Annotated in this window: 14 protein-coding genes; 1 reads left to right on the forward strand and 13 read right to left on the reverse strand. The window is 38.0% G+C overall.

Annotated features, from left to right (window positions below):
• Positions 1–4: 4 nt before the first annotated feature.
• The 8 genes from ACFSR8_RS11710 to ACFSR8_RS11745 are packed head-to-tail and all read right to left on the reverse strand — an operon-like array spanning position 5 to position 7,909.
• Positions 5–1,138 carry a beta-ketoacyl-ACP synthase III gene (locus ACFSR8_RS11710; protein ID WP_380292242.1) on the reverse strand — a complete coding sequence of 378 codons (1,134 nt, stop codon included), beginning with the start codon at positions 1,136–1,138 and terminating at the stop codon, positions 5–7.
• A gap of 9 nt (positions 1,139–1,147) precedes the next feature.
• Positions 1,148–2,071 carry a flavodoxin family protein gene (locus tag ACFSR8_RS11715; protein ID WP_380292243.1) on the reverse strand — a complete coding sequence of 308 codons (924 nt, stop codon included), beginning with the start codon at positions 2,069–2,071 and terminating at the stop codon, positions 1,148–1,150.
• 11 nt (positions 2,072–2,082) lie between these two features.
• A complete protein-coding gene (locus ACFSR8_RS11720; protein ID WP_380292244.1) occupies positions 2,083–2,961 on the reverse strand; it encodes an LpxL/LpxP family acyltransferase in 879 nt (292 codons plus the stop codon).
• Positions 2,962–2,969: 8 nt separating this feature from the next.
• Positions 2,970–3,212 (reverse strand): acyl carrier protein, encoded by a 243-nt coding sequence (locus ACFSR8_RS11725; RefSeq protein WP_380292245.1) that lies wholly within the window; start codon positions 3,210–3,212, stop codon positions 2,970–2,972.
• A gap of 9 nt (positions 3,213–3,221) precedes the next feature.
• Positions 3,222–4,439, reverse strand: coding sequence for a beta-ketoacyl-[acyl-carrier-protein] synthase family protein (locus ACFSR8_RS11730; RefSeq protein ID WP_380292246.1), 1,218 nt, complete (start codon positions 4,437–4,439; stop codon positions 3,222–3,224).
• Positions 4,440–4,470: 31 nt separating this feature from the next.
• A complete protein-coding gene (gene fabG, locus ACFSR8_RS11735) occupies positions 4,471–5,202 on the reverse strand; it encodes a 3-oxoacyl-ACP reductase FabG (RefSeq protein ID WP_380292248.1) in 732 nt (243 codons plus the stop codon).
• A 21-nt stretch (positions 5,203–5,223) separates the two neighbouring features.
• Positions 5,224–6,351: a WG repeat-containing protein gene (locus ACFSR8_RS11740; protein ID WP_380292250.1), complete on the reverse strand. Its 1,128-nt coding sequence runs from the start codon at positions 6,349–6,351 to the stop codon at positions 5,224–5,226.
• Positions 6,352–6,379: 28 nt separating this feature from the next.
• Positions 6,380–7,909 carry an HAL/PAL/TAL family ammonia-lyase gene (locus ACFSR8_RS11745; protein WP_380292251.1) on the reverse strand — a complete coding sequence of 510 codons (1,530 nt, stop codon included), beginning with the start codon at positions 7,907–7,909 and terminating at the stop codon, positions 6,380–6,382.
• Positions 7,910–8,016: 107 nt separating this feature from the next.
• Between ACFSR8_RS11745 and ACFSR8_RS11750 the strand changes: the two genes are divergently transcribed.
• Positions 8,017–9,255, forward strand: a complete 1,239-nt coding sequence (locus tag ACFSR8_RS11750) for an NAD(P)/FAD-dependent oxidoreductase (protein WP_380292253.1) — start codon at positions 8,017–8,019, stop codon at positions 9,253–9,255.
• A gap of 42 nt (positions 9,256–9,297) precedes the next feature.
• On the opposite strand, the gene ACFSR8_RS11755 is transcribed toward ACFSR8_RS11750, so the two are convergent.
• From ACFSR8_RS11755 to bglX, 5 genes are all read right to left on the reverse strand, one after another.
• Positions 9,298–9,903 carry a hypothetical protein gene (locus ACFSR8_RS11755; RefSeq protein ID WP_380292255.1) on the reverse strand — a complete coding sequence of 202 codons (606 nt, stop codon included), beginning with the start codon at positions 9,901–9,903 and terminating at the stop codon, positions 9,298–9,300.
• Positions 9,904–10,090: 187 nt separating this feature from the next.
• On the reverse strand, positions 10,091–10,510 hold the full coding sequence (locus ACFSR8_RS11760; protein ID WP_186558183.1) for a CBS domain-containing protein: 420 nt from the start codon (positions 10,508–10,510) through the stop codon (positions 10,091–10,093).
• A 95-nt stretch (positions 10,511–10,605) separates the two neighbouring features.
• Positions 10,606–11,475 (reverse strand): zinc-dependent peptidase, encoded by an 870-nt coding sequence (locus ACFSR8_RS11765; RefSeq protein ID WP_380292257.1) that lies wholly within the window; start codon positions 11,473–11,475, stop codon positions 10,606–10,608.
• Positions 11,476–11,877: 402 nt separating this feature from the next.
• Positions 11,878–13,125, reverse strand: coding sequence for an endo-1,4-beta-xylanase (locus ACFSR8_RS11770; RefSeq protein ID WP_380292259.1), 1,248 nt, complete (start codon positions 13,123–13,125; stop codon positions 11,878–11,880).
• 106 nt (positions 13,126–13,231) lie between these two features.
• Positions 13,232–15,481: a beta-glucosidase BglX gene (bglX, locus tag ACFSR8_RS11775; RefSeq protein ID WP_380292261.1), complete on the reverse strand. Its 2,250-nt coding sequence runs from the start codon at positions 15,479–15,481 to the stop codon at positions 13,232–13,234.
• Between the last annotated feature and the right edge of the window lie 478 nt (positions 15,482–15,959).

Consider the following 15,959-nt stretch of genomic DNA (forward strand, 5'->3'; position numbering starts at 1 on the left):
TGAATTAACAAACCGTTACAAGAGCATACGCATAGGAAAAACGTGCACTTTCAGGAACCGAAAGTAATATCTTGTCATTCTTTTTCAACCTACCGGAACCCACCAATTCTTCCAACATGACGTAAATGGAACCCGCACCAATATTGCCCACCTTTTCTAGGTTGATGAACCAATTTTCCCATGGGATTTCCACGCCTTGGGACACCATTTCTTTGTATAGATTATCCTTGAAATAATACGATGAAATATGTGGAAGGTAATAATCGATATCCGAAGGTTTGAGGTCGTGTTTCTCAAGGGCCTTTTTCATACTGTCCACTCCTTTTTGCAATATATTTTCACCTAAAAGCTTTACATCCTGTTTCATTGCAAACAAAGATTTTCTGCTCCACTCTTCTGATGGGTATTCACTCCAAGGTTTCAAAAACCCATTATTCTGTTTATCCGCCCCAGCGTACATACAGGCTTCCAACTCGTAGGCATAGGAATAACCTTCAATCCATTCGATTTTTAATGGATGATTACCTTTTGGTTCAGGTTCCAAAAGAAAGGCACCAGCACCGTCAGAAAGCATCCATCTTAGAAAATCCTTGTTGAACGCCAAAATTGGATCAGTTTCTAAGGTCTCTAAATGCTTTAATTCCTCTTCGAAAGTATTTGCCATCATCCAAGAAGACGTACGTTCAGAACCCGTACAAACTGCATTTTTTTTCTCGCCGGATTTCACCGCCATGTAGCCATACTTCAGAGCATTCATACCCGAACAGCAGGCACCGGAAGGTGAATTTATCTCTATATTTCCATTTTTTAAAAATCCGTGGACCATGGCTGCGTGAGAGGGTAAAATTTGGTCTGGACTTGACGTACCGCAGGAAAGTAATTCAATATCATTCTTAGTAAAGTCAGTATCGCACAAAGCTTCCACAGCCTCCTTGGTTAACTGTGCGTTATTGTGCGTTATATTCCCTTCGTCGTCAATGGCATAATAACGGGTTTTAATCTGATTGTTACGCAAAACAATCCGTCTCCCCTTAGAAGATTTACCATTAATCACACCCAACTTGGCCTCCATCTCCTCGTTACTTATTGGCTCATTGGGCAAGAATTTGGCTATTCTCGTTATGTACACCTCTTTCATAAATTCCTTCTATTTAATTTCCAACGATTTATAATAAGCCTTTTCTTTCACAATTTTTTTGTAATTCGGCAAATAAGTTAGCAAAAATAAGATAAAAACTATAGGCGCAATGAACCAAATGGCAAATAAGAGATATTTATTAAATACTTTAACCCAAAATTGTCGTTTCGGATTGTTTTTATCCCCTTTAGAAATCAGGAGATTTGCCCATTTTCCAAATATGAGATTTGCCCTTTTATCGGTAGTCACCAAAAATGGTTTTATGACCACAGCTCCATTGCTGACAAGGCTTTGTTGCAATGTATCAAAACTAGAATTTTTAAGATGGCTCAAAATGGTATGCCCAAATTTTGTGGCGCCATCAATATCCTTTTGCGCCACCCCAGGTTTTGGAAAAATTCCCAGAAATCTCTTTTTTTCTCCCGAGAACATCCATTTTGAAATGGTAATAACACTAATATGGTTCAAATGCCTGTCTACCAAGGCAATATTACCCACTAAATTAGCTCCTAAATCCTTCAAAATCCGTTTCATTTTCTCTTGTGCCATCACCCACATGTTTCTGCAACCAATAACTGTAATCACAGGCGTTTTTGAAAGCAATGTTTTTGCTTCGGGTGTTTTCAAAAATGAAACTATTGGCTGAGATGGCGTAAGGTACCATACTTGGTAGCCCAAAATAATCAAATCGTAATTTTTAGATAAAATCTCTTCTGAAACCTTATTGACTTCAGCTGGAATTTGTTTAAAAGTTTCGGGGAAAATGCCAAAAAATTCCTCTTTAGTCCATGGAAAGGGATAGGGATTTACCATTTTTATATTTTGGTAATCCACCTGTACCGCATCATCCTTTTCTAAAGGGGATGCAATATTTTTTACAATTTCCGTTAATTGCCCTGTTTGGGAATAATGTATGACCAGAATACGTTTCAATACGAAAGGATTTATTTAGTTTCCCAAAAATCAAAATAGTTAAACCACTGCAAAGGGTATTTTTTCAGTATCCAATCCAAGCTCCCAGTATATTCCCTTAAAAGGCTTTGGGCATCCCGTTGTTTAAATTCAGCCTTTCTAGTAAATAGATGATAGTGCTCTCTAGTTTCCTTCATCACATAAACGAAAAGTACGGGAACTTTAAGCCTTGATGAAATCAAAAAGGGGCCAGCAGGAAATTTTGCCCATTCGCCCAAAAATTTTTCTTTTAAAAACTTAGCCCCTTTTACATACCTGTCTCCCGTAATGCACACCAATTCGTTCCGTGCCAGCGCCGCATTTATTTCAAAAATATGGGAAAGATCCTCTTTAATAAAAATTAAATTGACATTAGGCTTGTCCACTACAGACTCCAAATACTCCTTTATCGCCGAATGTTCGGAATCCGTAGTCAAAATACTAATGGATGCTTTTTCCTCCAATTCTCCAAAAAAATATTCGGCAATTTCAAAATTACCCACATGAGCACTGATTAAGATGCCCCCTTTTTTATTCCTTAGAGTTTCGTTGATGTATTCTACCCCATCAAAATGATAGGTGAATTTATCCCTCAGTCCTGAAGATATAGCTACTTTGTCAATAATGGTCTGACCAAAAACATAGTAGCTTTTATAAACGTTCAAAACGCTTCGTAATACCGAATTATTCCGTCTTTTCCTGAAGTAATAGTAACTGGATTGAGTGTTGCTCCATGCAAAGAAAACAAAGTAAAGCGCAACAAACAAAAGAATAAAATAGGCCGAACCGATACCTATTTTTTTTATGCAGAAAACAAAAATTTTGTAACCAATTACGGTTCCCCTAGATTTTCCCTGCCACTCAGCCGACATAAGCTAACTTAGCTTAATTTAGTTTCGATCAAATCGTAAAAATCCTGAAGCACTACCATTCCAACGAAATCTTCTCCTACTAACTTCACGCCAAAGTTAGATTCCACAGCAACCACTAAATCCACAAAATCCAGACTATCAAGGTCCAAGGCATCCTTTAAATTTGCATCAGGAGCAATATCATCTTCATCTACCTCAAACTCATCTATTAAAAAGTCGTTTATTTTTTCAACAATAACGTCCTTGTCCATTTCTTCCTCTTATTTTTTTTTAATAATCAACGCTGAGTTGGTTCCACCAAACCCAAAAGAATTGGACAAAAATACATCAATTTTTTTATCTAGCGTTTTTCTTACTAAATTTAATTTAGAAGCCGCCTCATCAGGTTGCTCTAGATTGATGTTAGGCGCAATGAAATCATTCAGCATCATAATCATTGAATAAATCACTTCACTGGCCCCAGCCATCCAGCATTCATGTCCGGTCATAGACTTCGTTGAGCTGACATAGGGACCATTTTCTCCAAACACGTTTACTATAGCTTTAGCCTCATTAGCATCCCCAACTGGAGTGGAAGTAGCATGTGCATTGACGTAATCTATTTCAGAGGGGATAATATCCGCCTGCTTCAAAGCTTTAAACATGGCTGTGGAAGGCCCCTCAACATTTGGAGTTGAAATATGCTCCCCATTGGATGAAAACCCGTAACCCAATATTTCACCTAAAATAGGTGCACCTCGCTTCATTGCAGATTCGTAAGTTTCCACAATCAAGGTAGCGGCGCCTCCGCTTGGCACCAAACCGTCCCTATCTTTATCGAATGGTTTTGACGCCTTTTCCGGATGCTCCTTGTTTATTGCAAAAACACCTAACCCGTCAAAACTGCCCATGGCATATTTATTAATTTCCTGAGCCCCGCCACAAATAACGCAATCCTGCAACCCACTTTTAATCAATTGATAAGCAAGTCCAATAGCATGTGATCCGCTGGCACAGGCCGCGCTGACCGTAAAATTAATTCCAGTAAGTTTGAATAAGGTGGACAAATTCATGGTCACCGTTGAATTCATGCCTTTAAAAATAGCTCCTGAACCTACCAAAGTGGTATCTTTCTTCTCTCTTATTTTATCTAGGGAATCAATGACGGCCTTTGCCGTACTATCGTTACCATAAATAATACCAACTTCATTACTATTCAAGAAGTCTTGATCGATTTTAGCATTTTCTAAGGCTTCAAGTGTGGCAACGTAAGCATAGGCACCTTCATCTCCAAGACTGATACGTTCCCTGCGGGATAGTAGTTTTTTTAAATTCGGGGTTTCTACCATTCCTGTTAAAGGCGAACGGTAACCAAATTCGATTCTTTCGGGATCACAAACAATCCCGGATTTACCTTGATATAAAGATGCTTTCACCTCATCAAGGTTCTTTCCCAAACATGAGTAAATCCCCATTCCTGAAATAACAACTCGCCTCATACGTCCACCAAAATTTTAGAATTGTAATTAACTACGAATATATTCCGCCGTTGATATTCACTACTTCGCCCGTAATATAGGATGCTTTTTTGGACACCAAAAAAGACACCAAATGCGCCACCTCGTCAGCCTCCCCAAATCTATTGATGGGAATCATCTTTTTTAATTCTTTTTCGTCCAGTTCGGCCGTCATATCCGATTTTATAAAGCCAGGTGCAACAGCGTTTACAGTAATGTTTCGCTTGGCCACTTCCTGTGCCAGTGCTTTTGTGGCTCCTACGATTGCTCCTTTGGCGGCCGAATAATTGACTTGCCCAGCGGTACCTTTTACGCCCGAAACTGAAGCCATATTTATTATCCTTCCAAACCTATTTCGAAGCATTTTTTGAAGCAAAGCGGTGGTAACGTTATAAAAACCATTCAGTGAAGTATCCAAAACGCCTTTCCAGTCTTCCTCAGGCATCCACATAAACATCCCGTCCTTTGTAATTCCCGCATTATTAACAATGACCTCGATAATAGCATCGGGGTTATTTTCCTGCCAAGTTTCCAGTTGTGCTTTTACCTCGGATGCATCTCCCACGTTAAATCGCATTAATTCACCCGTGTTTCCTTCGGCCTCAACAGACTTTAAAGTGTCCGTTGCCGCATCCTTATTAGAATTATAATTGATTAAAATATGATAATCAGTATCCTTTGCCAATTGCACACATATGGCTTTTCCTAAACCCCGAGAACCTCCTGTAATTAAGGCACATTTCATTTAATAGCAATTTTCAGCGAACTAATTGAATAGCTCCAAATTTTTAAACCATTTATTGTTTAGCACTTCTCCTTTGGTATTTAGATATGCCCACACCTTTTTTTCCTTAACTCTCGCCAAACCATCAACAAAACCTTTTTCAGCATTTTTCTTGAAAGCTCCGAAGCCGAACACTGTTACTGCATATTTATCAGGGATAACCAAATCGCCTGAGGTATTAATAAAACCCCATAATTTATTCACCTTTACAGGTGCAAGACCATCCTTACTAAATATTTCGGCATCCTTATACTGCAATGGAATTACTATTTTTCCTGAGGTATCGATATAACCCCAAAGTTTATTTTTTACTACGGGCGCCAATCCATTAGCAAAGCCTCTTGCCTTATCGTATTCAGGTTCAATTACCCATTCACCTTTATTATTAATGAACCCCAGTTTTTCATTCTTTTTAGCATAGGTTAAATTCCCATTGACTGAGAAGTCCCATATTTTCTGGGCATCTGAAACAATTTTAAATTCACCATTAATGATCAAACCATAGGATTCTCCCTTGTAGGCAACAATATTTCCATTGTAGACATTACTTACACCATCATACACCGCCTTTACAAAGTAATTTCCTTTAGTGTCGATTAATCCCCATTTTTCACCTTCTTTTACTTTGGCGTAACCGTTTACAAAATCAAACGCTTTTTCAAACTTTGGCTCTATAACCAAGTCTCCTTTAGTATTAATAAAACCTACTCTGTCGCGACTTCGAACTTGGGCAAAACCGTCTTTAAAATCGTAAACCTTGTCCGTTAACACTTTAGCCAATGCTTCCTCTCCTTTTTCATTAATGTAGAACCATCGCTTATCTTTTAAAACTACGGCATAACCAGAATTGAAGGCTTTGGTCTTATCAAATTGTGGCTCGATAACCCACTCACCTTTTCTGTTAATATAGCCCCATTTTTTCTGGTCGGTCATTGCTTCGGCCAAATCCCCTGAGAAATTCTTTGCAAGTTTAAACTCTGGCTGAATACTCCATTCACCAGTTTTGTCAATATAGCCAAACCTGTCATCAGTATTTGCCAACGCGAGTTTTTGCGCGGTAATTGTCAACGTAAAAAAAAGAAATACCAGTAAAAGTACTTTTGTTTTCATCTTTAAGAATTTTTTTTAATTGTTATAGCTAAGCCTTATGGTTAATAATATAATCCTTTACACCATTCACATAGGGATACATGATGACATCATCAGTAAATATAGGGACTAATTCCCTTATTTCATCATAAAGTTTCTTTGTTTTCGAAGATACTTTATCCTTTACCTTTAAATACTCTATGGCTTGGGTTACCGTAATAAGTTCAATGGCCATAACTTCAAAGCCATTTTCAATAACCTTTTTAGTGATCAATGAAGCATTTGTACCCATACTTACGATATCCTGATTATCGTTATTGTTAGGAATACTGTGCACATACATGGGATTAGACATCATTTGATTTTCTGCTGTTGTAGATGTTGCCGTAAATTGGACGCCCTGCATGCCAAAATTTAACCCTAGAGTACCCAGGTTAACAAAAGCCGGCAAAATATTATTAAGATTTGGGTTCAATAGGTAGTTAAGTTGTCGTTCGGCCAACATACTCATTTTGGTAACTACGGTTTTCAACTTGTCCATTTCTAACGACACGTAATCCCCATGGAAGTTGCCCCCGTGATAAACGTGTCTTTTTTCCACATCAACTATTGGATTATCATTGGCAGAGTTGACCTCCTCTATCATGATTTTTTCGGTATGGTTAAGCGTATCCAAAACAGGTCCTAAAATTTGAGGCACGCAACGCAAGGAGTAGTATTCTTGGACTTTATCCTCAAAAACGGCAACATTGTCATTGTTATTCTCATAAAGGTGATGTTCCCTTTTTCGCGTAAGCTTACTATCGGCTAAGTGTTCCCTCATTTGTTTCGCTACAGCTCGTTGCCCTAAATGTTTTTTGGACTGGTTCAATTCAAAGGACAAATGGTCATCATAGGCCTCAACAATTTCATTAATGGCCGCAGAACATGCAATCATCCAATTCAGTAATCTGCGCGCATAAATTGTATTTACGATTCCAATACCCGTCATAACCGACGTACCGTTCATCAGAGCAAGCCCCTCACGAATGTGGATGGATATGGGTTGTAACCCTTCTTTTTGAAACACATCCTTGGTAGCGCATCGTTCTCCTTTATAAAACACTTCTCCCTCGCCAATTAAAACAACTGCCAAATGCGCCAATTGTACCAAATCACCACTGGCTCCAACACCGCCGTGCTCATAAATTAGAGGTGTGATGTCCCGATTGATCAATTCGGCCATAAGATTAATAGCTGAAACATGAATACCCGACCTACCTAATGAGAGGGTATTCAATCTGGCCAACATTGCAGCTTTTACGTATATCGGGGGGATAACCCCTCCCGTTCCGGAGGCGTGGCTTCTAATTAAATTATACTGAAGATCAATACGTTGCGCATCCTTAATCTTGTATTGCGCCATTGGACCAAAGCCTGTATTTACACCATAAATGACCTTGTTTTCAGAAAAATCCTTTAAAAAGTTAAAACTATTTTCAACCAATTGAATTAGGGAATCATCTATTTCTAAAGATTTGTTATTAATAATAACGTCATAAAATTCCTCAATTCCTAAATTACCATTAACTTTGAGCATATATTAGATTCTGAATAATTCTCGTTTTAATTATTTTTCTTTAAAGCTAAAGTATTTATTTTTATTTGCAAATCTAAGATAATAATTCATTAATAATAAGCATTTGTATGTCGGAAATTGAAGTTGACGTTTTAGTAATTGGTGCTGGCCCCTCGGGATGTGTGGCAGCAGGATATTTGGAGCAACAGGGTATTTCGGTTAAAGTGGTTGAAAAGAGTAAGTTCCCAAGGTTTGTAATTGGCGAGAGCTTATTACCACGCTGTATGGAACATTTTGAAGAAGCTGGCCTTTTGGGGGCTTTGGATGATTTTGGTTTTGAAATAAAACGGGGCGCTCGATTTATGAAGCATGGCGTAGTCAGTAATTTTGATTTCAGCAAAAAACATACGCCAGGATGGGATTGGACATGGCAGGTGCCTCGAGCCGATTTTGACCATGTTTTAACCAAAGAACTTCAAAATAAGGGTGTTGATATTGCTTTTGAAAATGAGGTGCTCAATGTTTCCTTTGATGAAGAGGGGATATCGGCTACGGAAATCAAGGACAAGAATAGAAACCACTATACGGTAAAGGCCAATTATATTGTGGATTCCAGTGGCTACGGTCGCGTATTGCCGAGATTGCTTGGTTTGGACAAGCCGTCTTCTATTCCTGAGCATTCATCAATTTTTACTCATGTGAAGGACGTAAAACGTCCTGACGGCAGGGAAGGCACCTTGATAACGTTTGATATTTTAGATACGGACACCTGGTTTTGGGTGATTCCTTTTTCAGATGGAAATACGAGTATCGGTTTTGTTGGAAAAACTGATTTTATAGAATCTTATAATGGCGATTTGGGTGCTATGTTAAGACTATCGGAGTATTACCGGGATCGGTTTGAAGGGGTAGATTTCTCATTTCCTCCTGTTTGTATAAAGAATTTTTCGAAATCAGTTACCCAGTTATACGGTAAAGGTTATGTACTCACCGGTAACAGTGCTGAGTTTTTAGACCCTGTTTTTTCATCTGGGGTAACATTTGCGACCGAATCGGCACTCAAAGCGGCTAAACTCATCGCCAAAGCCCACAAAGGCGAAAACGTAGATTGGCAGAAAGAGTACTCCGACTATATCATGAAAGGTGTAAATGTATTCTCTACATATGTAAAGGAATGGTACACCGGAAATTTGCAAACCCTATTTTTCCACAGGCCAGAAAATCAGGATGTCAAAAGGCAAATCTGTGCAGTGCTTGCAGGGTATGTTTGGGATGACAGCAATCCTTTTGTTGCTAGGCACGATAGTATTGTTAAAAACTTGGCTCACCTCATTAGAATGAACGAAAACGAAAAAGCGAATCCCTAAAGATTCGCTTTTTATTTAACATTAAAGCTAGCTGCTTCCTTTTTATTTAGCCTTTTTCTTCAAATGGGCCGCTAAAGTTTTGGCCAGCTTGGCATAGGCCTCAGAGATTCGATATCCTGAATCGTAGTCGTTTCCAAACGCACCGTTACCTTCAGCTTTGATATATTTTACTTGAAATAATATCTTTTCTGGATTGTCATTCTTATAAAATGTCAAAACCGCATCAATTTTAGAATTTTGTCTCACCACACCAACGTTGTAGCCTGCATACATAAAGGTAGTGTGAACATGCATTGTGTACTCAGCGTCGCTCAATTCTCTATCAACCATAACTTCGCCATTCTTCCATCTTTTGTTGAAAGATTCAATAAACTTGGGCTCATAACGGTCAGCCCTGTCGGCAAACCAATCTTTTTTAAACCTTTCACCATCGCCTTTCTTTTTTTCCTCCCTTTTTTGCATTTTATCCTTCAGAAATTCGTCCTCATTCTTGTACTTAGGAATTTCCAAATCAGAATAATCAAAAACAAGATTGAATTTTGAAATCCCTTTAAGGTTTTTCCAGTCTCCTTCCTGAATTTTCGCCTTTTGCGCGAAACCAGCCGTAGTAAATGCCATTACTAGCACAATTAATAGATGCTTTTTCATAAAAAAATGTTGTTGAATTTGTTGGGTATAAACATACCTTTTTTTTGGCAAACTGTATGTATTTTTTGATAGAAATTAAAATCGAGACAATCGAGACAGAAGAAGCACCAGCGCACTACATTTTATATCTGTAAAATATAACAGGAGAATTACAAGAATCCTCCCTTATACGTTGTGATTTATTTTCCTAAAACTGCTTCAACAAATACTTAATCAAATCAGTAGTAGTTACAATACCCACCAATTTATTGTTGTCCACAACCGGAAGAGCGTGGAACTCGCGATTTGCCAAAATTTCGGCAACTTCTTTAATGGAGTTGGAAGATGAAACTGAAACAATCTTTCTGTTCATCACTTGGTTTATAGTTAGTACGTTGTAAATCATGACGTCCGTATCGTCCATTGAGTTGTCGGTCATATCCCCAAAACTCAATCGCATCAAATCGGTGTAGCTCAACATCCCCATCACGACACCTTCATCAACTACGGGAATATGTCTAATGTTATGTCTTTTAAAAAGAGCCTCTGCTTTTTCCAAATGGTCATTTTTCTTCAATGTGATGACATTCTCTGTCATAATCATCGAAACCGGTGCTTTTCGTATCATCGTTTTGAATTTTTAGTTTAGTTCTTCTAAAAGTACCTATTAGCTAAAGATTAAAGCATGATAAAAGTCATAGCAAATCATAAAGTTTCAGAAAATCAATAGTTTGCAAAGTTAAAATTTAGCATTTGTTTTACTTTTCCATAAATTTCGGGAAAAGAACTTTTAAATTCGTCTGGAGCCTCAATGAACGTTTCGATGATAACGGCCAGAAGTTCTGAATCATTTGTAAAGGCATAACTTCTGATAAGTTTTGATGCCATCAATCTTTCTTTCAAGCGTGAATCGTCGGATAGCAAATTTCGCAGTTCTGAAAATGTATCTACGAATAAAACAGAATTGATATCATCATTTTTTATGCTATTAAAGTGAATGGCATGTGCTAATTCATGAATGCCTAGGTTTAATTTGTCATCCTCAATCCTGTGTCCATCCAAAAAGTTATCCCAGGAAAGCACTAAGGTTTTTAAGCGTGGATTAAATTCACCTTTGTTCTCAGTTTTGCTAAATCTGGAATAGTACATTGAGGGATAAATTATTATATTCTTGATGTAGGAAACAAGATAATTTCTAAAACCGAACGTGAGCATTACCCCAGTGGCAGCAACTAAAACCTTTACTTCTTCGGTAACAACAAAACCCTTTTTGCCCTCAAATTTTTTCCGCCTAAGAAATGTAGCGACGCGGTGCCTAAAATAGCGTTTGTACCTTTTGCTCAGCCTGTTGTAAAAGGTGAATTCACTTTTCAAGATGAAGGTTTGTTCCGCCGTAAGTTCACTCTTAAAAAGGTAGAAGTGTATAAAAATTGGCCGCTTCTGAAATAAGGCATAAACCATTTCAATTCCGTCCAAAACCGTTATTACAATTTTTCTAATTAAAAGAAGCAAAAGGAAAGCAACACCGCATAAAAGTAGGGCCAGGATAATATTTCCGATAATAGAGTAATCGCGATCTTGAACGAATAGCATAGACTTTCTTGAACAGCCAAGATAGCACATCGCTATTGAACACGTATATTTTCCTTTTGAAAATTAATGTTTCCGAAGCGCTCTCGATAAGGGCATAGTAAATATCGAAATGGTAAATGCCACCAATACAGAGAAGTGATCAGATGGATATATTAAATCGATGAGATTTGAAAATATGGTGTATTTTGACAACCACACATAAAGACAAAGACATCAAATACCATGAATATTACGTTTTCCATTGTACCGCCTCTTGTACCGAATAAAAGACAAGTTAATAGTTTACTGATAATATCACAATACCCTATTGGATTCTGCGTACGGCTAAAGCATGACTCCAAATAACTAATATGCACTCACAAAGTATTCTGGAAACATATCACCTGCACCGTAACTCTGATATTATTGATTACTTAATCCATCTAAAAAACCTGTATAGGCTTTTTTAGGGTTGAAATTGGAATCATATAACAATGGCCAATCTGGTTGTCCCCAAAAATCAATCAGCCAAGTTTCGTTGTCTCGCATACCCCAAATGGTTAATGCAAATTTATTGGCATCAGGCATAGCATCATAAATTTCAACAACCTCTCTATACTTGTTTTGTTGTGCTGTCGCTCTTGCATCAGTTAAGGAGGTAATATCATTATTTGGATTTGCCCTGATATCAAGCTCAGAGAAATGCATTTTTAGCCCTCTTGATACAGTCCCATTAACTACACTCTGTATCTGGGTAGCAGATGGAAAATTATAAGATATGTGCATTTGGGCACCAACCCCGTCTATTAGATTTTTTGAGGACAGATCATCTACAATAGCAAACATTGCAGCTTGCTTACCTGTATCAAAGGTTATGTTATAGTCATTATAGAAGAGGAGTACGTTCGGATCTGCATCCCTCGCAAACTGGTAACATTTTTCAATATAGTTATCCCCCATACGTCTTCTAAAGACAGAATTTCTTAATTGATTAGTGCCATCCTCTACTGCTTCGTTTACAACATCCCAAGACCTTACTTTACCAGCATAACGGGTTAATACTGTTGTAATATAATCTTTAATCATAGTTTCAAACTCCTCATCCGTACCAGCAAAATTTTCTACCCATTCTGGTGTTGCAGTATGCCAAATTAACGTATGTCCATGAATATCCATGTTGTTGGCAATTCCATAGTCCACAATGGCATCAGCTGCTGTGAAGTCATAATTACCCTGAGAAGGATACATGATATTCATTTTCATTTCATATTCTGCAGTAAGGTTGTTGAATTCGCGAACTAAAATCTCACCATGGCTTCCATCTAATAGATTTGATTTAACCGCCATCCCTACTGAAAACTTATCAGTAGCGTCTTTAAGTACAGGATCCGTAGGAGCCACTCCAGTAATAGATACTACTTGACTAGTGCTAACATCACCGTTTGGTGCTTCTGCAGTAAGCGTTATTGTATAATCGCCTGATGCATCGTAAACATAAGTCTCAGGACCTGCTTGGTCTTCAGCTATTGGACCGTTTGTAAAAAACTGCCAGTAAGTCCTTAATCCGCTTATTCCTGTGGAGGTATTATTTACTGCGACTCTAAAAGGATTTTGCTCTGATATCAATACATCAAAAGACAAAACAATAGGTGTTGGTGTGTCTTGAGGCACACTATCGTCATCGGTGGAGCAAGCAAGAGTTGCAATTGTTATTGCAAAAAGCAAAACAACCTTATAAAAAGTTATTATATTTTTCATAGCATTGGATCTACAGCAATTATTTTAACTCAAATTTGTCTTCCAACCCTTTTTCTGAACTCCCACCTACCATAACATTAATGGTTCCAGGTTCAACTAAATAAGCGCCATTATTATCGTAGAAACCTAATTCTGCATTGTTTAAGGTAAATGTTACGGTTTTTGTTTGCCCTTTTTTTAACTCCACTAATTCAAAACCTTTTAATTCCTTAACAGGTCTTACAATACTCGCCACAGGGTCATTAATATACAATTGCACTACTTCCTTTCCATCCAACTCACCAACATTTGTGACGTCCACACTCAGCTCCACAGTTTCTCCTTTATTATACTCAGATTTACTTAGTTTTAAGTTCTTATAGTCAAAATTCGTATAACTCAACCCAAAACCAAAAGGAAAAAGAGGGCAATTTTCTACATCTATATAATGTGACCAGAATACGTTGTCCTGCGAGTTAATGGGCCTACCCGTGCTTAGGTGATTATAATAAATTGGACATTGCCCCACATTTCTTGGGAAAGACATCGGTAATTTACCGCTTGGATTATAATCGCCATATAATACTTGCGCCACTGCATTTCCTGCCTGTGTGCCTAGTTGCCAAGCTTCCACTATGGCAGGTATATGTTCTGCAGCCCATGGCAAAGCTAAAGGACGACCGTTATTCAATACTAAAACGATATTTTTATTCACCTCAAAAATAGCCTCTAACAATTGCTGTTGGTTTCCTGGTAAACCCAATTCTGTTCTACTTCTGCCTTCACCACTCTGAAAACCTACTTCCCCTAAAACCATCACCACAACGTCAGCATCTTTTGCAGCGTTTTTTGCAGCTTCAAATCCAGAGAAATCATCGGTATTTATCTTGACTTCTTGAACAAATAACTGTGCACCAATTGACACATCGGTTCCTTTTTCGTAAACAAGTTCGTTATTTTTATATTGCTGCATACCCTCTAAAACAGATACGGCAGTATTATCATCAGCAGCGATTCTCCAACTGCCTAAAGGACTATTTTTATCGGCGGCCAACGCTCCAATTAATGCTATTTTTTGTCCTGATTTTTTTAAAGGCAATAGGTTATCGTTGTTTTTTAATAACACAATAGATTTTTTGGCCATATCTAAAACGGCTTCGTTAATCGCTTGGTTACCAATTGTAGCTTTTTCTCTGGCTTCATCACAATATTTGTAAGGATCATCAAATAGACCCAGTTCAAATTTTACTCGAAGTATTCTTCTAACGGCATCATCAATAAGTGCTTCCTTTACGGTTCCATTCTCAACTAACCCCACTAATTCTTTCACATATAAGTGCGATTCCATATCCATATCGGATCCTGCAGTAACGGCCTTGGCAGAAGCATCTGCACCATCCAATGCGTAACCATGCGTTACCATTTCAGAAATTGAAGCCCAATCTGAAACTACATATCCATCAAAACCCCAGTCGCCTTTCAAAATATCTCTTTGTAAAAAAACATGCCCGGTGGCAGGGATACCGTTCAGTGTATTGAAAGAATTCATAAGTGTGCGAACTCCAGCATCTACGGCAGCTTTAAAAGGAGGCAAAACAGTATTATATAATTTTGACCTACTCATATCAACGGTATTATACTCCCTACCCGCTTCTGCGTAACCATAGGCGGCAAAATGTTTAGCACAAGAGGCAATGGTACTGGCATCATCTAAGTTTTCACCTTGAAATCCTGTAACTCTGGCCGTAGCAATTTTACTTCCTAAATAGGTATCTTCTCCCGCACCTTCCATCACACGCCCCCACCTGGCGTCATTGGCGACATCAACGTTAGGCCCAAAAGTCCAGTTTAAACCTGATGCCGAAGCTTCCTGAGCCGCAACACTAGCAGATTTTTTTATAGCTTCCAAATCCCAGCTGGCAGCCTCTGCTAGCGGAATTGGACTTAGTGTCTTATAACCATGAATCACATCAAAACCAAAAATAATTGGAATGCCCAAACGGCTTTCTTCTACAGCTATTTTTTGTACCGCCCTCACCTCTTTTACGCCTCTTACACTTAGCATGGAGCCCACCCAACCCTTTTTTAGGTGCTCGTACTTTTCTTCTTCCGACCCTGATTCTGGCAATGGCCCCGTAAAATCCCAGGATCCGTTATATTGATTCATTTGCCCTACTTTCTCGTCTAAGGTCATTTGGTTCATCAAAAGCGTTATACGCTCTTCAATAGGTTTACTTTGGTCCAAATGCGACTTTGATTGCGCATAGCTTCCAGTTATAACTACTATCATAAGAAATTTTAAAGTGTGCTTTAAAAATTGGTCCATTTCATTTTTTAAATTTAAATAATTCATTCTTTTTCATCGCATGTATAACTTTCAGTCATAACATCATATTGGTAAACGTCGAAATTAATTGTATTCTCAAAAAAATCACCACCTCATATAACGCAACTTATATAACAAATGATGCGTATCAACATTTCACATGCAAAATATAATCTAAAACAACTTAGACAGTAGTGTTGAGAAAAAAACAGTAACCAATTAAAACGCTTAAGCCGATCGGTACTAATTCTTCTAAAGCTAATGTTTATTGCTCACAAATGGTTCCTCTAACCAACAAAAATATTCCTATATGTAAGTTACGTGTCACCACTCAGCACTCTTATTTTAAAAATATGCGCCATTTCTAGCACTATTTACATCATTACAGATGATACCCACTCTTTTGTTTAACTAACTTTGTGATGCAAAAACAATGCTATGA

This window comes from Hyunsoonleella rubra, assembly GCF_042684665.1.
GTDB classification, from domain to species: Bacteria; Bacteroidota; Bacteroidia; order Flavobacteriales; family Flavobacteriaceae; genus Jejuia; species Jejuia rubra.